We start from the raw sequence: 25,266 nt of genomic DNA on the forward strand, positions 1-25,266 counted from the left end.
CCGCCGCCACAGCGGTAGAGGCCCCCTCCCGGGTTCGGGAGGGGGCCTCTGGCTTTCCCCCTCAGGTACCCGGGCGGAGGAAGCCTGCCGTCAGAGCGCTCGCTCCGCTCCCCTGGGTCGCGTCGTTCGTCGTCGAGACGGACGCCGTGGACGCAGCCGTCGTGGACGCACCCGACGCGGTGGAGGCGGTGGACGCGGTCGTGGACGCCGCAGTCGTCGACGCCGAGGCGGTCGCCGCCGCGAGGTCCGCCGCCGTCACCGGCGCCGTGCGGACCGGCCCGCCCAGCGCGCTGCCCTGCTGCCACGCGGACCAGCTGAGGTTCCAGTCGCCGAAGCCGTTGCCGAACGGCTCCATCTGGTGCCCCTCGCTGTTGATCACCTGGACCAGGTCCCCGCGCCGGAAGGCGTTGTAGAACCACTCGGCGTTGCCGGTGCTCATGCCCGTGCAGCCGTGGCTGACGTTGGACACGCCCTGGGATCCGACCGACCACGGCGCGGCGTGCACGAACTCGCCGCTCCAGGTGACCCGGGTGTCCCAGTAGACGTCCAGGTGGTAGGCGTTGGGGCTGTCCGCGGCGATGCCGACGGTGGAGGAGTTCATGAAGACCTCCTGCGACTGCTCGAGGACCACCTTGATGCCGTTGCGGGTGGAGAAGCCGGGCTTGCCGGTGGTCACCGGGATGCTGCGGATCTCCTGGCCGTTCTTGTAGACCGTCAGGTAGTCGCTGGCGGCGTCGGTGACCGCGAGCATCCGGTCCCCGGTACGGAACGCCACCGAGGCCGGAGCGCCACCGTAGAGGCCCTTCTGGACCTGCGCGCCGTGGAGGTCGAAGGCGGCCGCGATCGTGGCGTGCGTGGGCCAGTAGGACTGCGGACGGAAGTGCAGCGTCTTGTCGTCCACCCAGTACCAGCCGCCGACCACCTGGGGCGTGGAGCGCACGGTCAGCGCCCGCTCGACGGTCTTCCGCGCTGCCGGGTCGTGCACCGGCGCGCTGAGCGCGACGGTGAGGGGCTCGCCGACGCCGTAGACGGCGTGGTCGCCCGGAGTCATCGTCGCGGTGAGCAGCGCGGAGGAGTTGAGGGTGGTGAAGTCCCGCTGGACGCTGCCGCGTCCGTCGCCGTCCGCGGCGGTCACCCGGACCGTGTAGTGGGTGGCGATGGCCAGCGGGCTGCTGGAGCGCCAGGAGCGCCCGTCAGCGGCCAGCGTGCCGGCGACGTGGCGGCCGTTGTCGGCGACGACGGTGACGTCGGTCAGCCGGCCGCCGTTCCTCGCGGTGACGACGACGGGCAGGTTCGGGTCGACGCCCGTCTTGCCGTCGGTGGTCGGGGACATCTGGACCAGGGTGGCCGCGTCCACCTGGGCCGGCGGCTCGACGCCTCCCCCACTGCAGGCGGTCAGGGCCAGCGGGGTGGCCAGCGCCGCGCCGGTGAGCAGGCTGCGCACCCATACCGACTGTGCGGACTTCATGCGGTACCACCCTCTTCCAAGCCTCTTGCAGGTTTTAGACGCTCCGTCACATCGTAGGAAATCAGGACATTTTCCACCGCTCCGCGCACCCACCGGAGTGGTCCGGGTAACACGAAGGGCCGAACGCTCCGCCCGAAGGCGGGGTGTTCGGCCCTTGCGTGACGTGCGAGCTGCGAGCTCGGCAGTGTCACCCGGTGCGGGTCACTGCGTCTGGCTCTCGCCGCGGTAGTACTCGAAGGTCCAGCCGAAGAGTCCCATGAGGATCACCGGAACTCCGAACATCATCAGCCACCAGCCGAAGATGACGCCCAGGAAGGCCACCGTGCCACCGAGGCCCAGCAGCAGCGGCTGCCAGCTGTACGGGCTGAAGAAGCCCTGCACACCGGCGTCGTCCGAGACCTCGGCCTGCGGGTTGTCGCCCGCGCCCGTGTCCACGCGCTTGGCGGTGAACAGCAGGTAGAAGGCGATGAACGAGCCCAGGCCGAAGGCCAGGAAGAGGCAGGTGGTACCCGTCGGGTCCTTGGACCAGAGGCCGTACCAGATCGCGATGCCCAGAACGAAGATCGCGAAGCCGGCGAAGATCTTGCCTTGTTCCCTCATCGGTCACCCGCCTCCTTCTTCTCCAGCGCGGCCTGCAGATGGGCCGGCACCTCGCCGTGGTTCTCCAGGTAGTCCTGCGCCGCGATCTCCGGGTGGTGCAGGTCGAACGCCGGGGATTCCGAACGGATGCGGGGCAGCGTGAGGAAGTTGTGCCGCGGCGGCGGGCAGGAGGTCGCCCACTCGAGCGAACGGCCGTAACCCCACGGGTCGTCGACCTCGACCTTCTTGCCGTACTTGGCGGTCTTCCAGACGTTGTAGAGGAACGGCAGGATCGACGCGGCCAGGATGAACGAACCGATGGTCGAGATCAGGTTCAGCGTGGTGAAGCCGTCGGTCGGCAGGTACGTCGCGTAACGACGCGGCATGCCCTCGGCGCCCAGCCAGTGCTGCACCAGGAAGGTGGTGTGGAAGCCGATGAAGAGCAGCCAGAAGGTGATCTTGCCGAGGCGCTCGTCCAGCATCTTGCCGGTCATCTTGGGCCACCAGAAGTGGAAGCCCGCGAACATCGCGAAGACGACGGTGCCGAAGACCACGTAGTGGAAGTGGGCGACGACGAAGTACGAGTCCGAGACGTGGAAGTCGATCGGCGGGGAGGCGAGCAGAACACCCGTCAGACCACCGAAGACGAAGGTCACCAGGAAGCCGATGGTCCACAGCATCGGCGTCTCGAAGCTCAGCGAGCCCCGCCACATGGTGCCGATCCAGTTGAAGAACTTGACGCCGGTCGGAACGGCGATCAGGAACGTCATGAAGGAGAAGAACGGCAGCAGCACCGCGCCGGTGACGTACATGTGGTGGGCCCACACGGTCACGGACAGACCGGCGATCGCGATGGTGGCCGCGACCAGCGACTGGTAACCGAACATCGGCTTGCGCGAGAAGACCGGCACGACCTCGGAGATGATGCCGAAGAACGGCAGCGCGATGATGTACACCTCTGGGTGCCCGAAGAACCAGAACAGGTGTTGCCACAGGATGGCGCCACCGTTGGCCGGGTCGAAGACGTGCGCACCGAACTTGCGGTCGGCCTCCAGCGCCAGCAGCGCGGCGGCCAGGACCGGGAAGGCCAGCAGGACCAGCACGGCGGTCAGCAGGACGTTCCACACGAAGATCGGCATCCGGAACATGGTCATGCCCGGGGCACGCATGCAGAGGATGGTGGTGATGAAGTTCACCGAGCCGAGGATGGTGCCGAAGCCCGAGAGCGCCAGACCCATGATCCACATGTCGCCGCCGACGCCGGGGCTGTGGATCGCGTCGGAGAGCGGCGCGTAGGCGAACCAGCCGAAGTCGGCCGCACCCTGCGGGGTGAGGAAGCCGCCGACGGCGATCAGCGAACCGAACAGGTACAGCCAGTAGGCGAACATGTTCAGTCGCGGGAACGCGACGTCAGGGGCGCCGATCTGGAGCGGCATGATCCAGTTCGTGAAGCCGGCGAAGAGCGGCGTCGCGAACATCAGCAGCATGATCGTGCCGTGCATGGTGAACGCCTGGTTGAACTGTTCGTTCGTCAGGACGCCGCCGTCCGGCTGTGCCAGCTGCGCACGCATGGTCAGCGCGAGGATGCCGCCGATCAGGAAGAACGCGAACGACGTCACCAGGTACAGGGTGCCGATCGTCTTGTGGTCCGTCGTCGTCATCCACTTGATGATCGACGTCCCGTGCTTCTGCCCCTTCACCGGGCGCGCGGTGGCGGTTCCCCCGCTGAGCCCATGGGGTTCATTGAGGATGGTCATTTCTGGAGGTTCCCTGCTCCCGTGGTGACAATGCCGGACGGAACGTTGCCGCCCTGGCCCTTGGCCCGAAGCTGAGCCAGGTGGGCCTGGTACTGGGCCGGGGTGACCACCTTGACGTTGAACAGCATCTGCGAGTGGTCGACACCGCAGAGCTCGGTGCACTTGCCGCGGAAGGTGCCAAGCGCGGTCGGGGTGACCTCGAACTTGTTCACGATGCCGGGGATGACGTCCATCTTCATGAGGAAGTCGACCGGCCAGAAGCCGTGGATGACGTCACGCGAGGTCAGCTCGAACTCGGTGGTCTCACCCAGCGGCAGCCACAGCGTGGGCGGCTGACCCGGCGTGCCGACGTCGTAGGCGCCGGGGCCGTTCGGGTTCGCGGCGGTCTGGTTGTGCGGGTCGACCTGGAAGTCGTAGTTGAACGCCCAGCTCCACTGGAACCCGACCACGTTGACGTGGTTCTGCACGTTGTCGATCTTGAGCAGATCCGTCTCGTCACGCGCCGTGTAGTAGAAGAACACCGACACCATGATCAGCGGGACCACGGTGAACAGCGCCTCGAGCGGCATGTTGTAGCGGAACTGCGGCGGCACCTCGACCTTGGTGCGGCTGCGCCGGTAGAAGAAGACCGCCCACAGGATCAGTCCCCAGACGAGCGCACCGACCGCAAGCGCGGCGATCCAGGAGCTCTGCCAGAGGAAGAGGACCGTGTGGCCCTGCTGGTCCCTAGGAGTGGGCAGGCCGAGCCGGGGCAGGTCACTGGACTGGCAGCCTGTGGCGGTGGCAAGGACGAGGCCCAGCGTCAGCGCTGAAAGCAGCTTCCGCCGCATCGAGCGCCGCGGCGAGCGGTCGGAGCCGTTGGGACTCACGTAGCGCCTTCCCGAAGTCTCGCCCGCTCACCAGCCGACCGAAGAGATGCCGGAGATCTCTCCGGGATTCCCGATGGCGTGGTCACGGGCAGGGTTTGGATGTTTATGCGGCCCAAACCCTACTCCAGGCGAATCGAAGGTTCGCGGGCAGGTCCCACTAACGCGCCGATCATCCCTCCGGATGGCCCCCGAACAGGCGGAATCGCAGGTCAGGGCGGGTCTGCCCGGACCGCAGGGACAGCCCGGCGACACGCCGGGGGGCCGCCTTCTGACGCCTTATGAGCCCGTAATACGATCAGAGGCGAACGGGAGGAGTGTCCCTTCTGCCGCTGGTCCGGCCGTTGCCTGTCCGGCGCCCGTCGCGGTACCCGCCTGACGGTGTGCGCGGCACCGGCTGACACTCTGCCACCCCCGCGCTCGTTACGGTGGGACCGTGCCGAATTTTGATGTCGCGTCCACCGCGCCGTTGCACCCGCTGGCCAGACAGGCGCTGCTCTCCGCCCTGGACGAGGGATGGGCCGACCCGGCCCGGCTCTACCGCGACGCCCGGCACGCCAGGATGCTGCTGGACGCGGCCCGCGAGAGCGTCGCCGCCGACCTCGGCGTCCGCGCGGACGAGGTGAGTTTCACCGCTTCGGGTACGCAGGCGAACCATCTCGCCGTTCTCGGCCTCCTCTCCGGAAACCACCGGAAAGGACGTCATCTCGCACATTCCGCCGTCGAACATTCCTCCGTGCTCCATGCGGCGGAACAGCACGAGGCGACCGGAGGCACCGTCAGCTCCGTGCCCGTGGATGTGACGGGACGGGTGAACCTGGACGCGCTGGCCGTTGCCGTCCGCGCCGAGGGAACCGCGCTCGCCTGCCTCCAGTCCGCCAACCACGAGGTCGGCACCGTCCAGCCGGTCGCCGAGGCCGCACAGTTGTGCGCCGAGGCGGGCGTCCCGCTCTTCGTGGACGCCGCGCAGTCGGCGGCCTGGGGAAAGGTGGACGGCGCCTGGTCGGCGCTGGCCGCGTCCGCGCACAAGTGGGGCGGCCCGGCCGGGGTCGGCGTCCTCGCGGTGCGCAAGGGCGTCCGCTACCGCTCACCGCTCCCGGCCGACGAACGCGAGGGCGGCCGGGTGCCCGGCTACGTCAACGTGCCCGCGATCGTGGCCTCGGCCGTCGCGCTGCGCGCCGTCCGCCAGGAGGCGGCGGAGCTCGACGCGCGACTGCGCCCGCTGGTCGCGCTGCTCCACGAGCGGGTACCGGCCCTGGTCCCTGACGTGGCGGTGCTCGGCGACCCCGCGCTCGGCGATCCGGCGCGGCGGCTGCCGCACCTGCTCGCGTTCTCCTGCCTGTACGTCGACGGAGAGTCCCTGCTGGGCGCCCTCGACCGGGCGGGTTTCGCGGTCTCGTCCGGCTCCTCGTGTACGTCGAGCACCCTGACGCCCAGTCACGTGCTCGCCGCGATGGGCGCGTTGACCGAGGGCAACGTCCGCGTCTCGCTGGGCCGCGACGCGACCGCCGCGCAGGTGGAGGAGTTCCTCGCGGCCCTGCCCGGCGCGGTCGCCGAGGTCCGGGCGCACCTGCTGGGCCCGACGCAGGGCGGCGGGGCGGTCGGCACACCCGGCGGCACAGTCAGCGCCGACGTGACCGTGGTGGACGCGCTGGGCATGCTCTGCCCGCTCCCCGTCGCCGAGTTGGCCAAGGCCTTCGACCAGGTGCCGCTGGGCGGCCTGGTGGCGCTGCTCGCCGACGACGAGGTCGCCGCGATCGACGTCCCGGCCTGGTGCCACCTGCGGGACCAGGAGTACGAGGGCCAGGCCCCGGCGGACCGGTACCGGCCGGGCGCCGAGGGCACGGCCTACCTGGTCCGCCGGATCTCCTGAGGGGTGCTCAGCCGAGGTGGGCGCGCAGCTCCGCCGCCGCCTCGTCCCCGTACGCGACGGCGAAGCGCTCGGCGAAGTGGCCGCGGCGCAGCTCGTACTCCTGGGTGCCCAGGGTCTCGATGACCAGCGTCGCCATCATCGCGCCGACCTGCGCCGCCCGCTCCAGCGAGACGCCCCAGGTGAGACCGGCCACGAAGCCGGCCCGGAAGGCGTCGCCGACACCGGTCGGGTCGACCTTGGCGTTCTCCTGCGGGCAGGAGACGAAGATCGGCGCCTCGCCCTTGCGGTCGATCCGCGCGCCCTTCGCCCCGAGCGTGGTGATCCGGACGCCGACCCGGTCCAGCACGTCCTCCTCGGACCAGCCGGTCTTGGACTCGATCAGGGCCTTCTCGTACTCGTTGGAGAAGAGGTAGGCCGCGCCCTCGACCAGGTTGCGGATGTCGTCGCCCTCGAGCCGGGCCAACTGCTGCGAGGGGTCGGCGGCGAAGGCGAAGCCGCGGGTGCGGCACTCCTCGGTGTGACGGACCATCGCCTCCGGGTCGTCCGCGCCGATCAGCACCAGGTCCAGGCCGCCCGCACGCGCGGCGATCGGCTGCAGCTCGATGTTCCGGGCCTCGCTCATCGCGCCGGTGTAGAAGGACGCGATCTGGTTGTGGTCCTGGTCGGTGGTGCAGACGAAGCGGGCGGTGTGCCGCGTCTCCGAGATGTGCACCGCGCCGGTGTCGACGCCGTGCCGGTCCAGCCAGGAGCGGTACTCGGCGAAGTCGGCCCCGGCCGCGCCCACCAGGAGCGGCTTCAGCCCGAGCAGGCCCATGCCGAAGCAGATGTTCGGCGCCACACCGCCACGCCGCACGTCCAGGGTGTCCACCAGGAAGGAGAGCGACACCGTGTGCAGCTGGTCCGCGACGAACTGCTCGGCGAAGCGGCCGGGGAAGGTCATCAGGTGGTCGGTGGCGATCGAGCCGGTGACAGCAATACGCACGGCGGCGGACTCCTATGGCTGCAAGGCGGGCTGCGGAGAGTGCAGGCGCTCTACCGTACCGGCCCGCCTTTGCCGGTGGTGCGGGTACTACTCACGGGCGTTACCGCAGCGTAGGGGTAGAACCACTCCGAGTGCGGTTCTAGTGTCGAACTGTAGAGACCGAGAGGCGGCGGCCCAGCCGCCGAGGAGGCCGTGATGATGCCCGACCGCAGCCCTGTAAGGATCCCGGCGTACCTGCGCGGCGACGCGGACCAGGACACGCTGGCGGATCTGGTCGAGGGCGGACGCCGACTGGGCCTGTTCTGGCCGCTCCAGCCCGCCGCGAAGGAGCCGGTCACGAAGGAGTCGGTCGCGTCGGTGCGCCACCCCGGCTTCAAGGTCAGCGCACGCGAGGCCCGCCGGTTCGGCAACCTGTCGCCCTTCGGCGACTGAACACGCGGCTCGGACAGCCGATCGCACAGGTGACCGGGTAGGGGAACCACTTCTGTCACTCCCACGTCCCATGGTCGTTCAGCAAGGAACAGACCAGGAGGCCGAACCGTGGAGTTTCGCAGCAGTCCCCGCACGCCCGGCGCCCGCCCGCGTCCACGGGTCCGCGTCGCTCTCGCCGTCCTTGCCACGGCCGGAGCCCTCGCCCTGACGGCCTGCGGCCCGACCAACACGGGGCCCGGCACCGCATCGAGCTCCGGCTCGGCCACGGCGAAGCCCAGCGCGTCCGGCTCCCCGTCGGTGAACCCCGGCGGGCCGGTACAGACGGTCTCCCCCGGCCCGTCCCACTCCGGCGCGTCCTCCCCAGGCGGCGCCGCACCGACCGCGCCCGGCTCGTCCGGCGGCAGCGCGCAGGTCGTCCCCGCCACCGGCTACAGCGCGTCGGGCAACGACCTGACCGTGTACTTCGACGCGGGCACCTGCGACAAGTACGGCGCCACGGCCGACCAGTCGCACCCGGGCGAGGTGCTGGTCCGCATCGTCATCACGCAGCGGGCGCCCGCGGGCCAGATGTGCCCACTGGTGATCACGCCGCAGCACGCCACCGTGGACCTGGGCCGCCCGCTCGACGGCCGCCGCGTCGTCGACGGCTCCGACAGCAAGGCGCTGCCGCAGGCCAGCGGCATGCCGCAGAGCAAGGTGACGCACGGCCCTGCCACGCAGTAGCGGACGCAGCGCAGTCTGAGCACGACGCACGACGTGGGGCCCCGACCGTCACCGGCCAGGGCCCCTCGTCACTGCTTCACTGCTCCACCATGTTCGGTGGTGCGGCGCAGCTCAGCTGAAGGAGTCGCCACAGGCGCAGGAGCCGGTCGCGTTCGGGTTGTCGATCGTGAAGCCCTGCTTCTCGATCGTGTCGACGAAGTCGACCGTGGCGCCGGTCAGGTAGGGGGCGCTCATGCGGTCGGTGACGACGTTCACGCCGCCGAAGTCGGCCACGACGTCGCCGTCGAGCGAGCGCTCGTCGAAGAAAAGCTGGTAGCGCAGGCCCGAGCAGCCGCCGGGCTGCACCGCGACGCGGAGCGCCAGGTCTTCGCGGCCCTCCTGCTCCAGCAGGCTCTTGACCTTGGCCGCGGCGGTGTCGGTGAGGATGATCCCGCTCTCGACGCTGGTCTCGTCCTGGACGGTCATCTGCATACTCCCGGGTTTGACGACGTACTTCCACCGGCGGAAACCGGTGGCGCCCCGGATGTATTCCGGGTGAAGTCCTGAACCTCCATGCTCGCACACCCGGCCGCGCACGAGAATGCAGAGATGATCCTGCGACCCGTGCACGACACCGCCGCCGACGCGAGCGCCGTCCGCTCGATCTACCAGTCCGCCTTCGCGGTCCCGCCCCTCGCCGACCGGGAACGGGCGCGCGCGGACGTCCGGACCCGGCGACTGGCCGCGGCGGACCAGGGCGGTTGCTGGTTCGCGGTGGACGACCGCGAGGGTGACGGCGAACCGCTGGGCGTGTCGCTGTCGCTGCGGCGCGAAGGGCTGTGGGGTCTGGCGCTCTTCGCGGTGCGGCCGGAGGCACAGGGCAAGGGCGTCGGGCGGTTACTGCTGGACCACGCCCTCGCCCACTCCGGGGGCTGCCTGCGCGGCATGATCGTCGCCTCCGACGACCCGCGCGCGGCGCGGCGCTACCACGCGGCGGGCTTCCGGCTGCACCCCACCATGGCGATGGCCGGATCGGTCGACCGCACCGCGCTCCCCGCGACCGGCGGCATACCGGTCCATCTGGGTGACGCGACCCACTTCGACCTGCTGGACTCGGTCGACCGCCGCTCCCGCGGCGCCGCGCACGGCGAGGACCACCTGGCCCTGCTGCGCACCTGCGACGAGCTGCTGGTCGCGGACACCCTGGCGGGTTCCGGTTACGCCTACCGGCTGGGCGGCCGGGTGATGATGCTGGCCGCGACCTCGCGCCGGGTCGCCACGGCGCTGCTGATCGAGGCCCTGGCCCGGACACCGGAGTCGGACAGCACCGACGTCCGCACCGTCACCGCGGAGCAGGACTGGGCGGTGGACGTCTGCCTGGCCGTCGGACTCTCCGTCAGCACCCGTGGCTACCTGGCCCTGCGCGGCATGAGGCCCCCGACGCCCTACCTGCCGTCGGGGGCCTACCTCTAGCTTCCGGTCGCTTCCGGAAAGCCGGCTCAGACCATCGTGTCGAGGATCTCGCGGACCATGTCCATGGTCGTCCCCGGGTGCAGGAACGCGAACCGGGCCACCACCTCGCCCTCCCAGCCGGTCGGGGTGACGAACCCGGTCTGCTCCGCCAGCAGCCGCTCGGACCAGGCGTAGTACTGCTCCGGCGTCCAGCCCTTGCGCCGGTAGACGACGCTGGAGAGCTCCGGCTCGCGGATGAGCTCCAGGTCCGGGTACTCGGCCCGGATCAGCGCGGCGGTGTCGCGGGCCAGCGTGATGCCGGTCTCGATCGCCTCGCTGTAGGCCTCGGTGCCGTGGACCGCCAGCGAGAACCAGAGCGGCAGGCCGCGGGCGCGCCGGGTGAGGTGGTACGCGTAGTCGGTCGGGTTCCACTCCTGGTCGTGCTCGCCGGTGTGGAGCACGTCGAGGTAGGAGGCGTCCTGGGTGTGCACGGACTTGGCCAGGCGCGGGTCGCGGTAGATCAGCGCGGCGCAGTCGAACGGCGCGAAGAGCCACTTGTGCGGGTCCACCACGAACGAGTCCGCGTGCTCGATGCCGTTGTACTTCTCCCGCACCGAGGGGGCGAAGAGGCCGGCGCCGCCGTAGGCGCCGTCGACGTGGAACCAGAGGCCGTGCTCGCGGGCGACCTCGGCGATGCCCGCCAGGTCGTCGACGATGCCCGCGTTGGTGGTGCCGGCGGTGCCGACGACGGCGATGATCGAGCCCGGGTCCTCGTCGGCCGCGATGGCCTTGCGCAGGGCCGCGCCGGTGAGGCGGTGGTTCTCGGTCGGGACGACCAGCTTCTCGACGCCGATGATGTTCAGCGTGTTGGTGACCGAGGAGTGGGTCTGGTCGCTGACGGCGACGCGCAGCCGCGCGCCTATGCCAACGCCGAGGCGGCGACGCGCCGAGTCCCTGGCCACGACCAGCGCGGACAGGTTGCCCGCCGAGCCGCCGGAGACGAAGCAGCCGCCGGCCGAGGCGGGCAGTCCGGCCCGGTCGGAGATCAGGCGCAGCACCTGGTTCTCGGCCGCGATCGCACCCGCCGCCTCCAGCCAGGAGATGCCCTGGAGCGAGGCGCAGGAGACCACCATGTCGAAGAGGAGCGCGGCCTTGGTCGGCGCACACGGGATGAAGCTCAGGTAGCGCGGGCTGTCGGCGGAGATGACCGCGCGGGAGAGCTCGTGGTCGTAGAGCTTGAGAACGTCCGCAGGATCGTTTCCGCGCTCGTTGAGCAGGCCTTCGAGCGCCCCGGCCAGCTTCTCGCCGTCGCCGGGGTGGTCCAGCGGGACCGGGTCGTACTGCAGACGCTCCCGCATGTAGTCGAAGACCAGGTCGACCATGCGGGCGTCGTACTGGTGCATTCGCTCAGGGTGGGCCACGGGACGGTCCTTCGGCAGGGGGTGTGGGGGGCATTGCCACCCTAGGCAGCGCACGCCTCGCCCGGCATGTCGGAAACCGGCAGTCGACGCAGGCTACCGGCGTGATCACCACCCCCGGCGCACGATTCCTGCGCGCCCTCGGGCCGCCACGCGGGCTTCTGCCGTGCGGCTCAGCCGATGAGCCGGCTCAGCACCACCGTGCTGCGGCTGCGCTGGACGCCGGGCTCGCGGCGGATCCGCTCGATCACGGCCTCCAGATGCCGCATGTCGGCGGCCCGCAGGTGGACCAGCGCGTCCGGGTCGCCAGTCACCGTCCAGGCCGCGACGACCTCGGGGAACTGCCGCAGCGAGGAGAGGATCTCCTCCGGCGGAGTGCGTTCGCGGCAGAAGACCTCGACGAACGCCTCCGTGTGCCAGTCCAGCGCGGCCGGGTCGAGCACCACGGTGAAGCCGCGCACCACGCCGCGCTCGCGCAGCCGGTCGATCCGGCGCTTGACGGCCGTCGCGGACAGGTTCACCAGCAGGCCGATCTCGGCGTACGAGGCGCGCCCGTCACGTCCGAGCAGCTCCAGCAGCCGGCGGTCGGTGGCGTCGAGCGCGGCTGTGGGGCTGATCGGAGTCTGCGGTGCGGGCACACGCTCAGCTTTTCACAAGCCGCGCCGCTCACACCTCCGTCGGCTCGGCCACAGCTGGGCCGTCCGCGTCCCCGTCCCCCTGCAGGCGGTGGACCAGCAGCCCGACCGCGACCGACGCCGCGCAGACCAGCCCGGCCACCAGCACGGACGGCGAGAACAGCACCACCACCCCGCTCACCGGCAGCACCCAGAGCGCGATCCCGCGTTTGACATGCCGCGAGTGCAGCGCCCACACCGTGATCAGGTAGACCGCCGTCGGCACGGTCACCCCGAGCGTCGCGGCCTGCGCGGAGAGGTGCACCTTGCCGACGGCGTGCTCGACCGCCACCTCCAGCCCCGCGCCGACGGCGGCGGCCGAGCCGAAGACGAAGAAGTGGCCGTAGCCCCAGGTGAAGGCCACCCGGTTGGACCGAAGATGCTCCTCGACGGATCGCGCGAAGTAGATCCACCAGGCGGAGAAGCAGATCAGCAGCCCGCCGACAGCGATCGGCAACAGTTCGTGGAACGCCTGGTGCTCGTCCACCGCCGACTGCACCGCGACTGTCGCCGCCGAGACCGACTCACCCAGCACGATCAGCGTGAAGCAGCCGTAGCGCTCGGCGATGTGCCCGGGGTGCCAGGCCGTCTCGGCGTCCCGCTCGGCGACCACCGGCACGGCCATGTCGGCGACCAGCCCCGGCAGGAGGGCCCACCACTTGTCGCCGGCCGGGACGTAGACCAGCCAGAGCACCCAGTAGAGCTGCACCAGCGCGACGCCGACCGCGTACCGCAGGGCGACTCTCCGCTGCGGCCCGGCGTTGGAGGCCGCCGCCCGCAGCCACTGCGCGACCAGCGCCACCCGCATCACCACGTAGCCGGTCACGGTCACCGAGTAGTCGGAGTCCGCGAAGGCGCGCGGCACTCCGGCGGCCAGGATCAGCGCGCCCACGATGATCACGAAGGTGGCGATCCGGTAGGGCACGTCGTCGGTGTCGTAGGCGGAGGCGAACCAGGTGAAGTTCATCCAGGCCCACCAGATGGCGAAGAAGACGAAGAGGTACCCCGCGATCCCGTGCCGGACGTGCCCCTCCCCCAGCGCACTGCCCAGTTGCGAGCCCGCCTGGGCGACCGCGACGACGAAGCAGAGGTCGAAGAAGAGCTCCAGCGGCGTGGCGGCCCGGTGCCTCTCCTCCCGCCCGCGCGGACGCATCCGCCGCAGCCTCCCCGACGCCGTCCTCGGTCCCGTCCCCGACGCCGTCCCCGATACCGCTCCCGACGCCGTCCCCGATGTGTCGCCGACCCCCGCGCTCGGCTCCTCGCTCATCGCCGCGTACCCTCTCCTTCGCCGCTGTGTGACTCCCATGGATTCCTGCCAGACGATAGGGCAGGTCCGGGCCGAGGGACGGTAGCGCCGCAACGGCCACAGCGGGGTACGTCACATTGCCTCGGCGACCATCGCCAGCGTGATCGCGGCGGGCTATCATAGATAGCGTCAGGTAGACGATAAGGCGGTCGGTCTCGCACCACCGCCGAGCAGGAGGGCAGTCGCCCGTGACCACCACCTCCGCGCCCGGGACGGGCGCAACCTTCGCCGAGCCCGGGGCGACCCCGCTGGCGCTGCTGCTGCTCGGCCAGGAGGCCGACACGGGCAGCGAGCGCGGCGTCGACTGCCCCGGCGAGCTCCCGGTCGCCTCCGACCCCGACCTGGTCGCGCGTGCCGCCGCGGCCAAGGCCGCGCTCGGCGACAAGGTCTTCATCCTGGGCCACCACTACCAGCGTGACGAGGTCATCCAGTTCGCCGACGTCACCGGCGACTCCTTCAAGCTGGCCCGCGACGCGGCCGCCCGCCCCGAGGCCGAGTACATCGTCTTCTGCGGCGTGCACTTCATGGCCGAGTCCGCGGACATCCTCACCACCGAGCGCCAGCAGGTCGTCCTGCCGGACCTGGCCGCCGGCTGCTCGATGGCCGACATGGCCACCGCCGAGCAGGTCGCCGAGTGCTGGGACCAGCTGGTCGACGCGGGCGTCGCCGACACCGTGGTGCCGGTCGCGTACATGAACTCCTCGGCCGACATCAAGGCCTTCACCGGCCGCCACGGCGGGACGATCTGCACCTCGTCCAACGCCAAGCGCGCCCTGGAGTGGGCCTTCGAGCAGGGCCAGAAGGTGCTCTTCCTGCCGGACCAGCACCTCGGCCGCAACACCGCCGTGCGCGACATGGGCCTCTCCCTGGACGACTGCGTCGTCTACAACCCGCACAAGCCGAACGGCGGCCTGACCGCCGAGCAGCTGCGCGCGGCCAAGATGATCCTTTGGCGCGGCCACTGCTCGGTCCACGGGCGGTTCAGCCTGGACTCGGTCAACGAGGTCCGCGAACGGGTGCCGGGCGTGACCGTGCTGGTCCACCCCGAGTGCAAGCACGAGGTCGTCGAGGCCGCCGACATGGTCGGCTCGACCGAGTACATCATCAAGGCGCTGGACGCCGCCGAGCCCGGCTCCAAGTGGGCCATCGGCACCGAGCTCAACCTGGTCCGCCGCCTGGCCAAGGCGCACCCGGACAAGGAGATCGTCTTCCTCGACCGGACCGTCTGCTTCTGCAGCACGATGAACCGGATCGACCTGCCGCACCTCGTCTGGGCGCTGGAGTCGCTGGTCGACGGCCGGGTCCCGAACGTGATCACGGTCGACCCGGAGACGGAGAAGTTCGCCAAGGTCGCTCTGGACCAGATGCTCGCGCTGCCGTAGTACGCGGGCAGCACGAAGGGGCGTGAGGCCGTGGCCTCACGCCCCTTCGTCGTCTGCCTCTAGCCGGGGATCAGTCCGTCGGGCTTGAGCAGCGCGCGGACCTCCTCCACCGTCGCGTCCGCGTACGGAAGCGTGGCGTCCGAGGGGCCCAGGTAGTCGTGGGCCACCGGCTCGCCGCCGGTCCGGACCGCGCCCAGCAGCGCGTTCAGGCTGACCCGGAACTCCTCCTCGTGACCGCTGTCCAACGACGCGAGGACCGCGTTGTCCAGCTGGTTGAGGTGGTCGACCAGGGAGTCGGGCACCTCGTACTGGCCCTCCGTCAGGATCCTTACGATCATGGCGGCTCTCCCTACTTGTCGAAGCGGGGCTGGTCCTGCGGGGTGGCGTCCTGCTGCCCCTGCTCGATCGCCGGGGTCGGCGTCGAACCACCGGTGAGCTCGGCCTTCATCCGGGCCAGCTCCAGCTCGACGTCGCTGCCCGCGGACATGGCGTCCAGCTCGGCCGCGATGTCGTCCTTGCGCAGACCGCTCGGGTCGTCGAGCGCGCCGCTGGCCAGCAGCTCGTCGATGGCACCCGCACGGGCCTGCAGCTGGGCCGTCTTGTCCTCGGCCCGCTGGATCGCCAGGCCGACGTCGCCCATCTCCTCCGAGATGCCCGAGAAGGACTCGGCGATCTGGGTCTGCGCCTGTGCGGCGCTGTACTGGGCCTTGATGGTCTCCTTCTTGGTACGGAAGGCGTCCACCTTGGCCTGCAGCCGCTGGGAGGCGAGCGTCAGCTTCTCCTCCTCACCCTGCAGCTGCTGGTACTGGACCTCCAGGTCCTGCACCTGCTGCTGGATGCCGGAGCGGCGGGTCAGCGCCTCCCTGGCCAGGTCCTCACGGCCCAGCGAGAGCGCCTTGCGGCCCTGCTCCTCCAGCTTCGCGGACTGCTGCTGCAACTGGGTGAGCTGCAGTTCCAGCCGCTTGCGGCTGGTCGCGACATCCGCCACCCCACGACGCACCTTCTGCAGCAGTTCGAGCTGCTTCTGGTACGAGTAGTCCAGCGTCTCGCGCGGATCCTCCGCACGGTCCAAGGCCTTGTTCGCCTTGGCGCGGAAGATCATCCCCATCCGCTTCATGATTCCGTCGCTCATGGGCTTCGCGCGCCCCCTTCTCCGACCTGCCGGTTTCTCGTACCAAGCCTACGGGTCGCGCGGCCCTCGTCGCAGCGGTCCGCGCTGCAACAAGACTGCTACAGCGAAAACCGTCCGGGCCTCATCCGTGGGGCTGATTGTTCCGGAGGGATCCACTACCCGAGGGGCTGGGGAATACACCCCTTCACCACGTACTCTTGCTGGTGTGTTCCGACGAAGCTCCCAGGATGCCCCCGCCGACGCCGTGACGCTCGACAAGAGCGCCGAGGCCGAGGCCGCAGAGGCAGCCGTTCCCAGCGCCGAGGCCAAGAAGGGCCGCCCCACGCCCAAGCGCAGCGAGGCCGAGGCGAACCGCCGCGGCCGCGCCTACGTGCCGCCGGACCGCAAGGCCAGCGCGCGCAAGGCCCGCGACGCCAACCGCAGCGACCGGGACAAGACCATGCTGGCGCTGCGCGGCGAGGCCGACGCCAAGTACCTCCCGGCCCGTGACCGCGGCCCGGTGCGCGCGTTCGTCCGGGACTACTTCGACTCGCGCTTCACCGTGCTGGAGTTCTTCCTGCCGTTCGCGGTCGTCTTCATGGTGCTGGCGTTCTTCCGCTCCCCCGCGGCCGTCGAGCTGATCTACGTGCTGTGGCTGGCGTTCCTGGTCGCCGTCGTGATCCAGATGTTGTGGCTGGCGACGCGACTCCGCAAGGAGCTCGCCACGCGCTTCCCCGGCCAGAACACCAAGGGCGCCCTCGCCTACGGCATCATGCGCTCGATGAACCTGCGCCGGATGCGCCTGCCCAAGCCGGCCGTCAAGCGCGGACAGCGGCCCTGACCGGACACCCGGGCTACCCCGGGTACTCCTACTCGCCGCTCGAGCCGCGTCCGGGAACGGACGACTCGACGCTCGTGCTGCCCGCCCAACGGAACCTTCCGTCGGGCGGGCTGGCTGGTTCTGCTCCCCTCGGCCGCGCGCCCGAGGGCTTCTCCGCAGGTTCGGACGCCTGGCTGGCCAAGCTCGGCGGGCTGCGCAACGTGGTCCGCCAGGAGCTGGTCACCCGCCAGCTGACCGAGCAGCTGCACGCCCGCTTCGGCCCCGACGCCCGGCTGCGGGTGCTGGACGCCGGCTGCGGCCAGGGCACCCAGCTGCTGCGCCTGGCCCGGGCCGGTCACGAGGTCACCGGCCTGGACCCGGATCCCGGCACCCTCACCGCCGCCCAGCAGGCGCTCGCGCTTGAGCCCCTCGCGGTCCAGGCCCGGGTACGGCTGCTGCACGGCGAGGGCGGCGACTGCGGCCGGTGGTTCGGCCCGGCCAGCTTCGACGTCGTGCTCTGCCACGGCGTGCTGATGTACCTGCCGGACCCGGAACCGCTGCTGGCCGCACTGGCCCGGGTGCTCGCGCCCGGCGGGCTGCTGTCCGTGCTGGCCCGCAACGGCGACGCTCTGGCCCTGCGCCCCGGCCTGGCCGGTGACTGGGGAGCCGCTGTCGCCGCCTTCGACGACGCCCCCGGAACGAACCGCCTCGCCTACACCAACCGTCTCGGCCTGCCGACCCGCGCCGACCGCCGCGCCGTGCTCGCCCGCACCCTGGCCGAGCTGGACGTCCCCGTGCAGGCCTGGTTCGGCGTCCGGGTCTTCACCGACCAGGCCGCCGACGACGCCCCGCTGCCTCCCACGCCGGAGCTCTCCTTACTCCTCGACGCCGAGGACCGGGCAGGCCGCACCGACCCCTACCGCCGCGTCGCCGCCCTGCTGCACCTGGTGGGCATGCGGCCGTGACGGATCGCGGCTTTTCGATCTAGGGTCGGGGCCATGGAGTTTCGTCATTTGGGCCGTAGCGGCCTGGTCATCAGCGAGATCGCCTACGGCAACTGGCTCACCCACGGCTCCCAGGTCGAGGAGGACGCCGCCACGGCCTGCGTCCACGCCGCCCTGGACGCAGGCATCACCACCTTCGACACCGCCGACGTCTACGCCGCCACCCGCGCGGAGGCCGTCCTCGGCCGCGCGCTCAAGGGGCAGCGCCGCGAGGGCCTGGAGATCTTCACCAAGGTCTACTGGCCGACCGGCCCGGGCAAGAACGACCGCGGCCTGAGCCGCAAGCACATCATGGAGTCGATCGACGGCTCGCTGCGCCGTCTGCAGACCGACTACGTCGACCTCTACCAGGCCCACCGCTTCGACGTGGCGACGCCGCTGGAGGAGACCATGGTCGCCTTCGCCGACGTGGTCCACTCCGGCAAGGCCCACTACATCGGCGTCTCCGAGTGGACCGCCGACCAGATCCGCGCCGCCCACGGGCTGGCCCGCGAGCTGCGGATCCCGCTGGTCTCCTCGCAGCCGCAGTACTCCGCCCTGTGGCGGGTCATCGAGGCCGAGGTCGTCCCGACCTGCGAGGAGCTGGGCATCGGCCAGATCGTCTGGTCCCCCATCGCCCAGGGCGCGCTGACGGGCAAGTACCTGCCCGGCGCCGAACCCCCGGCGGGCTCCCGCGCCACCGACGACAAGGGCGGCGCCAACATGATCTCCCGCTGGCTGCGGGACGACGTGCTGGAGCGGGTCCAGCTGCTCCAGCCGCTGGCCGCCGAGGCCGGTCTGACGATGGCTCAGCTCGCGGTGGCCTGGGTGCTGCAGAACGCGAACGTGTCGGCGGCGATCGTCGGCGCCTCGCGTCCCGAGCAGGTCGCCGAGAACGTCAAGGCCGCGGGCGTGAAGCTGGACGCCGAGCTGGTCAAGCGGATGGACGAGATCCTCGCCCCGGTCGCGGAGTTCGACCCGGCGAAGACCCGCGAGAACTCCCCGCAGGCGCGCCCGTAGTACCCGCCGATGTGCGGGAGCCCGCCCCGGCACGTCGCCGAGGCGGGCTCCCGCGCTCTCTACTTCTCGCTACCGGTCCGGCTACCGGACCGCACTTCTGGCTACTGGTCCGCGGCGTGCAGGCTCATCGGGCCGTAGATCTTCCGGCTGTCCTCGAACAGCACCACCTGGTCCACCCCGTCGGCCGCGAGGTCCTTCCAGGACTCGCCGATCCAGGTCTCCGCGTCGCCCTGAGTGGGAAACTCCTCGGTTCCGTTCGGCGCGGTCACCGCAGACCCGTCGGTCTTCTCGAACCGCCACGTCCACACCATGAAGGGCTCCTTCCGCGCCGGGTCACCGTCTGCACAGGACAGTACCCAGAAAGTCGCCGCCGAGCCGCCGTGCCGCAGAATGACGCGGTGAGGATCTTCGCAGAGCGCACCCCCGACGGCACCAGACGGCTCGGCGTCGCCTGGGGGCGACCCGCCGCACCGCAGCGGACGCTGCTGCTGGGCGGCGCGCGCTCCGGCAAGTCCTCGCTGGCCGAGCGGCTGCTGCTCGCCCACGACCGTGGCGCCCCCGGCTCCGTCACCTACGTCGCCACCGCCGGACGCCGTGAGGGAGACGCCGAGTGGGCCGAGCGGATCGACCTCCACCGGGCCCGTCGCCCCGACCACTGGCGCACGGTCGAGACCTGCGAGCTGGCCCCGCTGCTCGCCGAACCCGCCGACGCCGGGCCGCTGCTCATCGACTGCCTGGCGCTCTGGCTGACCGACGCCATGGACCGGGTCGGCGCCTGGGACGACGCCACCTGGTACGCGACCGGTGAGAAGCAGCTGCGCGAGCGCACCGCCGAGCTGGTCACCGCGTTGCGCGGCAGCCGCCGCCGGGTCGTCGCGGTCAGCAACGAGGTGGGCAGCGGCGTCGTCCCGGCCACCGCCTCCGGCCGCCGGTTCCGCGACGAGCTGGGACGGCTCAACGCCGCCTTCGCCGCCGAGTGCGCGGACGTGCGGTTGGTGGTGGCGGGCCGCTCGCTGCCGCTGACAAACGAGTGGCGGTAACGTTCCCTCGCGTGAGCACCTTCGACCTCGACGAGTTCTCCGCGCAGGTGGCGCGCCCCGACGACGAGTACCGCCTGGCCGCGGAGCAGCGCTTCGACGCGCTGGACCTGCCGCACGGCGCGCTCGGCGAGCTGCAGGACCTGGCCGGCTGGCTGGCCGCGGTCCAGGCCCGCGTCCCGACGCGACCGATCAGCCAGGCCAAGGTGCTGGTCTTCGCCGCCGACCACGGCATCGCCTCGCTCGGCGTCTCCGCCCTGCCGCCGGGTACCACCGCCCGCCGGGTCCGCGAGGTGCTGGACGGCACCGCTCCGGTCAGCGTGCTGGCCCGTCAGTTCGGCGCCCAGGTACGCGTGGTGGACATGGCCGTCGACGCGGACGAGGACGCATTCCCGGCCGAGGTGAGCCGCCACCGGATCCGGCGCGGCTCGGGCCGGATCGACGTCGAGAACGCGCTGACCCGCGAGGAGGCCGAGCGCGCCTTCGCCGTCGGCGTCGCGCTCGCCGACGAGGAGGCCGACTCCGGCACCGACCTGGTGGTCCTCGGCGACCTCGGCGTCGGCTCGACCACCGTCGCCTCGGTCCTCATCGGCGTGCTGTGCGGCACCGACGCCGCCGCCGTCACCGGTCGCGGCTCGGGCATCGACGACAAGGTGTGGATGGTCAAGTGCGCCGCCATCCGCGACTCGCTGCGCCGGGCGCGTCCGGTGCTGGCCGACCAGATCGACCTGCTGGCCGCGGTCGGCGGCGCGGACTTCGCGGCGATGGCGGGCTTCCTGCTGCAGTGCGCGATGCGGCGCGTCCCGGTGCTGCTGGACGGCGTGGTCTCCACCGCGTGCGCGCTGGTCGCGCAGCGGGTCGCGTTCCGCGCGCCGGAGTGGTGGCGTGCCGGGCAGCTCACCGGCGAGCCCGCCCAGGCGAAGGCGTACGAGCGGATGAGCATCACGCCGCTGCAGCAGCAGCGGGTGGCCGCCGGCGGCGGCGCGGGCGCGCTGATGGCGCTGCCGCTGCTCCGCGGCGCCGCAGCGCTCCTGGCCGAACTGCCGCTGCCGCAGCCGGAGCTGGAGCCGGAGAAGTCCGCCGATCCCGTCGACGAGGCCTGACCGTCTTGTTCCACGCTCGATTCACAGCTCGGTTCAAGGCTCGGTTCACAGCTCGGTTCAACGCCGCGCTCGACGCGCTGCGCTTCTCCTTCGGCACGCTCTCCGTGCTGCCGGTCCGGGTCAACCGCTGGGACCGGCCCACGGCAGGGCGGGCGATACTCCTCGCCCCGCTGGTGGGGCTGGTGCTGGGCGGCGTCGCCGCCGCCCTGGCCACCGCGCTGGCGTGGGCGCACGCCGGGCCGCTGCTCGCCGCCGTCGCGGGCGTGTCCGTGCTGGCCGCCGCGACGCGGGGGCTGCATCTGGACGGCCTGGCCGACGTCGCGGACGGTCTGGGCAGCAACCGTCCGCCCGAGGCCGCGCTGAAGATCATGAAGGCCTCGGACATCGGGCCCTTCGGCGTGCTGGTGCTGCTGCTGACGCTGCTCGCGCAGGTCGCCGCGCTGGCCCGGTGCTTCGAACTCGGCCTGGCCGACGGCGCGTTCGGCGTCCTGCTGGCCGCCGTCACCGCCCGGACCGCGTTGCTGCGCGGCTGTCAGGTCGGCGTCCCGTCCGCGCGCCCCGACGGTCTCGGCGCGATGGTGGCGGGGACGGTGCCACGCCGCCAGGGCGCGTCGGTGGCGGCGTTGACGCTCGCCGCGCTCGGACTGGTGGCCTACGGCATCGCCCGTACGGGTGACAACAGGCTGCCCCTCGCGTTGGGTGCGGGCCTGGCCGTGGTGGCCGGACTGGCCGTCGCCTCCCTGCTGCTGACGCACTGCGTGCGTCGTTTCGGCGGAATCACCGGAGATGTCCTGGGTGCGATGGTCGAGTCCGCGGCCACGGGAACCCTCATTGTGTGGGTGCTTTTCGCGGCTGCCACCCCGTAGCGGGGTGCTGTCTCGAAATTGGCACCTCCCAGGCGGTCTCAGGGCCCACCATGCGGACTACCATGCCAGTGGCCGGTCCGTTCCCCACCCGTGGCGCGCCGGGCACCTATCTCCGACAGAACAGGACGCATTTCCGTGACTGCAGTGTCATTGAGCACCTCCACGGCCGCCGCGCTGCGCGCGGACGCCGTCGTCGTGGCCGTGGCGAAGGGCCCCAAGGGCCTCGTCCTGGCCCCCGGCGCCGAGGCGGTCGACGAGGCGTTCGAGGGCAAGCTTGCCGAGGTCCTCACCACCGTCGGCGCGACCGGCGCCGAGGGCGAGGCCGTCAAGGTCCCCGCCGCGGCCGGGATCAAGGCTCCGCTGGTGCTCGCCGTGGGCCTGGGCGAGGCCACCGACGACTCCTACGACGCCGAGGCGCTGCGCGCCGCCGCCGGTGTCGCCGCCCGCACGCTGGCCGGCGCCAAGAAGGCCGCCTTCGCCCTTCCGGTCGCCGACGCGGACGCCGCGGGCGCGGTCGCGCTCGGCGCGCTGCTCGGCTCCTACGAGTACACCGCCACCCGCAACCTGGGCGGCGACGCCAAGGGCCCCCTGGGCGACGTGGCGATCGTCGGCACCAAGCGCGGCGACAAGGCCGTCAAGGCCGCCGTCGAGCGCGCCGTCGTGCTGGGCGAGGAGATGAACCGCACCCGCGACCTGGTGAACCTGCCGCCGAACGACCTCTTCCCGAAGACCTTCGCCGAGCGCGTCGTCGCGGTCGGCAAGGAGCACGGCCTCAAGGTCGAGGTGCTCGACGAGAAGGCGCTGACCAAGGGCGGCTTCGGCGGCATCCTCGGCGTCGGCAACGGCTCCGAGCACGGGCCGCGCCTGGTCAAGGTGGCCTACACCCACCCGAAGGCCAAGGCCTCGCTCGCCTTCGTCGGCAAGGGCATCACCTACGACTCGGGCGGCATCTCGCTCAAGCCGGCCGGCCACAACGAGACCATGAAGTGCGACATGGCCGGCGCCGGCGCCGTCTTCGGCGCCGTCGTGGCCGCGGCCCGCCTGGGCCTCCAGGTCAACGTCACCGGCTGGCTGGCGCTGGCCGAGAACATGCCGTCGGGCACCGCCACCCGCCCCGGCGACGTGCTGCGCATGTACGGCGGCAAGACCGTCGAGGTGCTCAACACCGACGCCGAGGGCCGTCTGGTCCTGGCCGACGCCATCGTCCGCGCGGGCGAGGAGAAGCCGGACACCATCGTCGACGTGGCCACCCTGACCGGCGCCATGATGATGGCCCTGGGCAGCCGCACCTTCGGCATCATGGCCAACGACGACGAGCTGCGCGCCACCGTGCACACCCTGGCCGAGGCCGCGGGCGAACCGGCCTGGCAGATGCCGCTCCCGGCGCACCTGCGCAAGGGCATGGACTCCGGAGTGGCCGACCTCGCCAACATGGGCGAGCGGATGGGCGGCGGCCTGGTCGCCGGCCTCTTCCTCAAGGAGTTCGTCGCCGACGGCATCACCTGGGCCCACCTGGACATCGCCGGCCCGGCCTTCAACGAGTCCGCCCCCTTCGGCTACACGCCCAAGGGCGGGACCGCCACGGCCGTCCGCACCCTGGTCGCCCTGGCCGAGCACGCCGCGGGCTGATCGCACGCCGATCACACCGCACCAGCCACGCGCGCACGCGCGTACCAGCCGGTAACCGGCGGTGGACCTCGCCCACACGTTCGCCAGCAGCGAACACAGGCGCTGGTCCACCGCCGGTCCGGCCGGGGGCCCGGATGACCTGGGCCCCTTCCTCAGGCCGGAATTCCCCTACCGACCTGCGGAAACAGACATTTCCGAGCGAGCCGCCCGGTCTGCCGCGTCCGATTCGCCCTGTCCACACCGTGGCCCGGTCCATCACCACCAGGCAACAAGTGCGAGGATGTATCTCCGGCACGACGGGTCTCCCCACAAGGGAGCACCACACCCGGCCGGCGATCGACCGGGAGCATCCGCACCCTTTGCATGGAGGACGTGACGTGGCGAACGACGCCAGCACCGTTTTCGACGTAGTCATTCTCGGAGGCGGAAGCGGCGGTTACGCCGCGGCGCTGCGAGCGGCCCAGCTGGGTCTTCAGGTCGCGCTGATCGAGAAGAACAAGCTCGGCGGCACCTGCCTGCACCAGGGCTGCATCCCGACCAAGGCGCTGCTGCACGCCGGCGAGGTCGCCGACCAGACCCGCGAGGCCGCGGGCTTCGGCGTCAAGGCCGTCTTCGAGGGCATCGACATCAACGCGGTGCACGCCTACAAGGACGGCGTCGTCTCCGGCCTCTACAAGGGCCTGCAGGGCCTGGTCGCCAGCCGGAAGATCACCTACATCGAGGGCGAGGGCCGCCTCTCCTCCCCGACCTCGGTCGACGTCAACGGCCAGCGCATCACCGGCCGCCACGTCGTGCTGGCCACCGGCTCCGTGCCGAAGTCCCTGCCGGGCCTGGCCATCGACGGCAACCGGGTCATCTCCTCCGACCACGCGCTGACGCTGGACCGCGTCCCGAAGTCCGCCATCGTCCTGGGCGGCGGCGTGATCGGCGTCGAGTTCGCCTCGGTCTGGAAGTCCTTCGGCGCCGAGGTCACCATCATCGAGGCGCTGCCGCACCTGGCCCCGCTGGAGGACGAGAACTCCTCCAAGCTGCTGGAGCGCGCCTTCCGCAAGCGCGGCATCAAGTTCGAGCTGGGCGCCCGCTTCGCCGGTGTCGAGTACACCGAGACCGGTGTCCGCGCCTCGCTGGAGAACGGCAAGCAGGTCGAGGCCGAGCTCATGCTCGTCGCCGTCGGCCGCGGCCCGGTCTCGTCGGGCCTGGGCTACGAGGAGGCCGGGGTCGCCATGGACCGCGGCTACGTCCTGGTCGACGAGTACTGCCAGACCAACGTGCCCACCATCTCCGCGGTCGGTGACCTGATCCCGACCCTGCAGCTGGCCCACGTCGGCTTCGCCGAGGGCATCCTGGTCGCCGAGCGCATCGCCGGCCTCAAGGTCGTCCCGATCGACTACGACGGCGTCCCGCGCGTGACCTACTGCAACCCCGAGGTCGCCTCCGTCGGCATCACCGAGGCCAAGGCCAAGGAGCTGTACGGCGACGACAAGGTCGTCACCGCCAAGTTCAACCTGGCCGGCAACGGCAAGAGCAAGATCCTCAAGACCGCCGGCGAGATCAAGCTGGTCCAGGTCAAGGACGGCGCCGTGGTCGGCGTCCACATGGTCGGCGAGCGCATGGGCGAGCAGGTCGGCGAGGCCCAGCTGATCTACAACTGGGAGGCCCTGCCCGCCGAGGTCGCGCAGCTGATCCACGCGCACCCGACCCAGAACGAGGCCCTCGGCGAGGCCCACCTCGCGCTGGCGGGCAAGCCCCTGCACAATCACGACTGACCTCCCCTCGTCACACGCCAACCATCCGTACGCACCACAA

The 25,266-nt window shown here is 71.2% G+C and carries 24 protein-coding genes and 1 pseudogene; 13 read left to right on the forward strand and 12 right to left on the reverse strand.

All coding sequences use genetic code 11. From position 1 onward, the window contains the following. Positions 1–61 precede the first annotated feature (61 nt). The 4 genes from I2501_RS23900 to ctaC all read right to left on the reverse strand — a co-directional run bounded on the left by I2501_RS23900 (position 62) and on the right by ctaC (position 4,673). On the reverse strand, positions 62–1,468 hold the full coding sequence (locus tag I2501_RS23900; RefSeq protein ID WP_196196224.1) for a L,D-transpeptidase: 1,407 nt from the start codon (positions 1,466–1,468) through the stop codon (positions 62–64). 201 nt (positions 1,469–1,669) lie between these two features. Next, complete coding sequence (locus tag I2501_RS23905) at positions 1,670–2,068, reverse strand: cytochrome c oxidase subunit 4 (protein ID WP_196196225.1); 399 nt, start codon at positions 2,066–2,068, stop codon at positions 1,670–1,672. Beyond that, a complete protein-coding gene (gene ctaD / locus I2501_RS23910) occupies positions 2,065–3,804 on the reverse strand; it encodes an aa3-type cytochrome oxidase subunit I (RefSeq protein ID WP_196196226.1) in 1,740 nt (579 codons plus the stop codon). The genes I2501_RS23905 and ctaD overlap by 4 nt, the downstream gene beginning before the upstream one ends. After that, positions 3,801–4,673: an aa3-type cytochrome oxidase subunit II gene (ctaC, locus tag I2501_RS23915; RefSeq protein ID WP_196196227.1), complete on the reverse strand. Its 873-nt coding sequence runs from the start codon at positions 4,671–4,673 to the stop codon at positions 3,801–3,803. Before ctaC ends, ctaD begins: the two co-directional genes overlap by 4 nt. 433 nt (positions 4,674–5,106) lie before the next feature. On the opposite strand from ctaC, the gene I2501_RS23920 reads away from it, so the two are divergent. Next, complete coding sequence (locus I2501_RS23920) at positions 5,107–6,543, forward strand: cysteine desulfurase/sulfurtransferase TusA family protein (protein ID WP_196196228.1); 1,437 nt, start codon at positions 5,107–5,109, stop codon at positions 6,541–6,543. A 7-nt stretch (positions 6,544–6,550) separates the two neighbouring features. Here the strand turns inward: I2501_RS23920 and I2501_RS23925 are convergent, their stop codons facing one another. Next, the gene (locus I2501_RS23925) at positions 6,551–7,525 is read right to left on the reverse strand and encodes a carbohydrate kinase family protein (RefSeq protein ID WP_196196229.1); all 975 of its coding nucleotides are present in this window, start codon (positions 7,523–7,525) and stop codon (positions 6,551–6,553) included. Between the two features lie 195 nt (positions 7,526–7,720). Here I2501_RS23925 and I2501_RS23930 point away from each other — a divergent pair, with 195 nt between their 5' ends. Together I2501_RS23930 and I2501_RS23935 are read left to right on the forward strand one after the other, a co-directional pair. Next, positions 7,721–7,957 carry a hypothetical protein gene (locus tag I2501_RS23930; RefSeq protein ID WP_196196230.1) on the forward strand — a complete coding sequence of 79 codons (237 nt, stop codon included), beginning with the start codon at positions 7,721–7,723 and terminating at the stop codon, positions 7,955–7,957. Between the two features lie 108 nt (positions 7,958–8,065). Then, on the forward strand, positions 8,066–8,680 hold the full coding sequence (locus I2501_RS23935; RefSeq protein ID WP_196196231.1) for a hypothetical protein: 615 nt from the start codon (positions 8,066–8,068) through the stop codon (positions 8,678–8,680). A gap of 111 nt (positions 8,681–8,791) precedes the next feature. Here the strand turns inward: I2501_RS23935 and erpA are convergent, their stop codons facing one another. Continuing rightward, complete coding sequence (gene erpA, locus I2501_RS23940) at positions 8,792–9,145, reverse strand: iron-sulfur cluster insertion protein ErpA (protein WP_196196232.1); 354 nt, start codon at positions 9,143–9,145, stop codon at positions 8,792–8,794. Positions 9,146–9,268: 123 nt separating this feature from the next. Between erpA and I2501_RS23945 the strand changes: the two genes are divergently transcribed. Then, positions 9,269–10,132: a GNAT family N-acetyltransferase gene (locus I2501_RS23945; RefSeq protein WP_196196233.1), complete on the forward strand. Its 864-nt coding sequence runs from the start codon at positions 9,269–9,271 to the stop codon at positions 10,130–10,132. Positions 10,133–10,158: 26 nt separating this feature from the next. On the opposite strand, the gene I2501_RS23950 is transcribed toward I2501_RS23945, so the two are convergent. From I2501_RS23950 to I2501_RS23960, 3 genes are all read right to left on the reverse strand, one after another. Further along, positions 10,159–11,514 (reverse strand): pyridoxal phosphate-dependent decarboxylase family protein, encoded by a 1,356-nt coding sequence (locus tag I2501_RS23950; protein ID WP_196196234.1) that lies wholly within the window; start codon positions 11,512–11,514, stop codon positions 10,159–10,161. Between the two features lie 188 nt (positions 11,515–11,702). Continuing rightward, the gene (locus tag I2501_RS23955) at positions 11,703–12,167 is read right to left on the reverse strand and encodes an Lrp/AsnC family transcriptional regulator (RefSeq protein WP_328806574.1); all 465 of its coding nucleotides are present in this window, start codon (positions 12,165–12,167) and stop codon (positions 11,703–11,705) included. 28 nt (positions 12,168–12,195) lie between these two features. Continuing rightward, positions 12,196–13,356 carry a low temperature requirement protein A gene (locus tag I2501_RS23960; protein ID WP_196196235.1) on the reverse strand — a complete coding sequence of 387 codons (1,161 nt, stop codon included), beginning with the start codon at positions 13,354–13,356 and terminating at the stop codon, positions 12,196–12,198. 341 nt (positions 13,357–13,697) lie between these two features. Here I2501_RS23960 and nadA point away from each other — a divergent pair, with 341 nt between their 5' ends. Next, entirely contained in the window at positions 13,698–14,891 is a 1,194-nt protein-coding gene (gene nadA / locus I2501_RS23965) for a quinolinate synthase NadA (protein ID WP_196196236.1), read from the forward strand. 59 nt (positions 14,892–14,950) lie between these two features. Here the strand turns inward: nadA and pspAA are convergent, their stop codons facing one another. Further along, the gene (gene pspAA, locus I2501_RS23970) at positions 14,951–15,229 is read right to left on the reverse strand and encodes a PspA-associated protein PspAA (RefSeq protein WP_196196237.1); all 279 of its coding nucleotides are present in this window, start codon (positions 15,227–15,229) and stop codon (positions 14,951–14,953) included. 11 nt (positions 15,230–15,240) lie between these two features. Further along, entirely contained in the window at positions 15,241–16,023 is a 783-nt protein-coding gene (locus tag I2501_RS23975) for a PspA/IM30 family protein (RefSeq protein ID WP_236047053.1), read from the reverse strand. A gap of 205 nt (positions 16,024–16,228) precedes the next feature. Here I2501_RS23975 and I2501_RS23980 point away from each other — a divergent pair, with 205 nt between their 5' ends. The 3 genes from I2501_RS23980 (at position 16,229) to I2501_RS23990 (ending at position 18,825) form a co-directional block, all read left to right on the forward strand. Continuing rightward, positions 16,229–16,843 carry a DUF3043 domain-containing protein gene (locus I2501_RS23980; protein WP_196196238.1) on the forward strand — a complete coding sequence of 205 codons (615 nt, stop codon included), beginning with the start codon at positions 16,229–16,231 and terminating at the stop codon, positions 16,841–16,843. Positions 16,844–17,016: 173 nt separating this feature from the next. Continuing rightward, positions 17,017–17,787 carry a class I SAM-dependent methyltransferase gene (locus I2501_RS23985; RefSeq protein WP_236047112.1) on the forward strand — a complete coding sequence of 257 codons (771 nt, stop codon included), beginning with the start codon at positions 17,017–17,019 and terminating at the stop codon, positions 17,785–17,787. Between the two features lie 33 nt (positions 17,788–17,820). Continuing rightward, the gene (locus tag I2501_RS23990) at positions 17,821–18,825 is read left to right on the forward strand and encodes an aldo/keto reductase family protein (RefSeq protein WP_196196239.1); all 1,005 of its coding nucleotides are present in this window, start codon (positions 17,821–17,823) and stop codon (positions 18,823–18,825) included. A 101-nt stretch (positions 18,826–18,926) separates the two neighbouring features. Here the strand turns inward: I2501_RS23990 and I2501_RS23995 are convergent, their stop codons facing one another. After that, complete coding sequence (locus I2501_RS23995; RefSeq protein ID WP_196196338.1) at positions 18,927–19,136, reverse strand: hypothetical protein; 210 nt, start codon at positions 19,134–19,136, stop codon at positions 18,927–18,929. A gap of 48 nt (positions 19,137–19,184) precedes the next feature. Between I2501_RS23995 and I2501_RS24000 the strand changes: the two are divergent. The 5 genes and pseudogenes from I2501_RS24000 to lpdA all read left to right on the forward strand — a co-directional run. Then, positions 19,185–19,865 (forward strand): annotated as a pseudogene (locus I2501_RS24000) (bifunctional adenosylcobinamide kinase/adenosylcobinamide-phosphate guanylyltransferase); the annotation flags it as partial. An 11-nt stretch (positions 19,866–19,876) separates the two neighbouring features. Then, positions 19,877–20,965 carry a nicotinate-nucleotide--dimethylbenzimidazole phosphoribosyltransferase gene (gene cobT / locus I2501_RS24005; RefSeq protein WP_196196240.1) on the forward strand — a complete coding sequence of 363 codons (1,089 nt, stop codon included), beginning with the start codon at positions 19,877–19,879 and terminating at the stop codon, positions 20,963–20,965. Between the two features lie 77 nt (positions 20,966–21,042). Next, entirely contained in the window at positions 21,043–21,831 is a 789-nt protein-coding gene (locus I2501_RS24010; RefSeq protein WP_408022776.1) for an adenosylcobinamide-GDP ribazoletransferase, read from the forward strand. Positions 21,832–21,966: 135 nt separating this feature from the next. Beyond that, complete coding sequence (locus I2501_RS24015) at positions 21,967–23,460, forward strand: leucyl aminopeptidase (protein WP_196196242.1); 1,494 nt, start codon at positions 21,967–21,969, stop codon at positions 23,458–23,460. Between the two features lie 359 nt (positions 23,461–23,819). Continuing rightward, complete coding sequence (lpdA, locus tag I2501_RS24020; protein ID WP_215909905.1) at positions 23,820–25,226, forward strand: dihydrolipoyl dehydrogenase; 1,407 nt, start codon at positions 23,820–23,822, stop codon at positions 25,224–25,226. Positions 25,227–25,266 lie beyond the last annotated feature (40 nt).

Source organism: Streptacidiphilus fuscans, from assembly GCF_015690355.1.
Taxonomy (GTDB): Bacteria; Actinomycetota; Actinomycetes; order Streptomycetales; family Streptomycetaceae; genus Streptacidiphilus; species Streptacidiphilus fuscans.

Excerpts from the sequence above, each read along its gene's own strand:
- ctaD (WP_196196226.1), bottom strand. The coding sequence starts at position 3,804 with ATGACCATCCTCAATGAACCCCATGGGCTCAGCGGGGGAACCGCCACC.
- I2501_RS23995 (WP_196196338.1), bottom strand. The coding sequence starts at position 19,136 with ATGGTGTGGACGTGGCGGTTCGAGAAGACCGACGGGTCTGCGGTGACC.
- I2501_RS23930 (WP_196196230.1), top strand. The coding sequence starts at position 7,721 with ATGATGCCCGACCGCAGCCCTGTAAGGATCCCGGCGTACCTGCGCGGC.
- I2501_RS23905 (WP_196196225.1), bottom strand. The coding sequence starts at position 2,068 with ATGAGGGAACAAGGCAAGATCTTCGCCGGCTTCGCGATCTTCGTTCTG.
- I2501_RS23900 (WP_196196224.1), bottom strand. The coding sequence starts at position 1,468 with ATGAAGTCCGCACAGTCGGTATGGGTGCGCAGCCTGCTCACCGGCGCG.
- I2501_RS23990 (WP_196196239.1), top strand. The coding sequence starts at position 17,821 with ATGGAGTTTCGTCATTTGGGCCGTAGCGGCCTGGTCATCAGCGAGATC.
- I2501_RS23975 (WP_236047053.1), bottom strand. The coding sequence starts at position 16,023 with ATGAGCGACGGAATCATGAAGCGGATGGGGATGATCTTCCGCGCCAAG.
- I2501_RS23950 (WP_196196234.1), bottom strand. The coding sequence starts at position 11,514 with ATGCACCAGTACGACGCCCGCATGGTCGACCTGGTCTTCGACTACATG.
- I2501_RS23960 (WP_196196235.1), bottom strand. The coding sequence starts at position 13,356 with ATGCGTCCGCGCGGGCGGGAGGAGAGGCACCGGGCCGCCACGCCGCTG.
- I2501_RS23945 (WP_196196233.1), top strand. The coding sequence starts at position 9,269 with ATGATCCTGCGACCCGTGCACGACACCGCCGCCGACGCGAGCGCCGTC.
- pspAA (WP_196196237.1), bottom strand. The coding sequence starts at position 15,229 with ATGATCGTAAGGATCCTGACGGAGGGCCAGTACGAGGTGCCCGACTCC.
- erpA (WP_196196232.1), bottom strand. The coding sequence starts at position 9,145 with ATGACCGTCCAGGACGAGACCAGCGTCGAGAGCGGGATCATCCTCACC.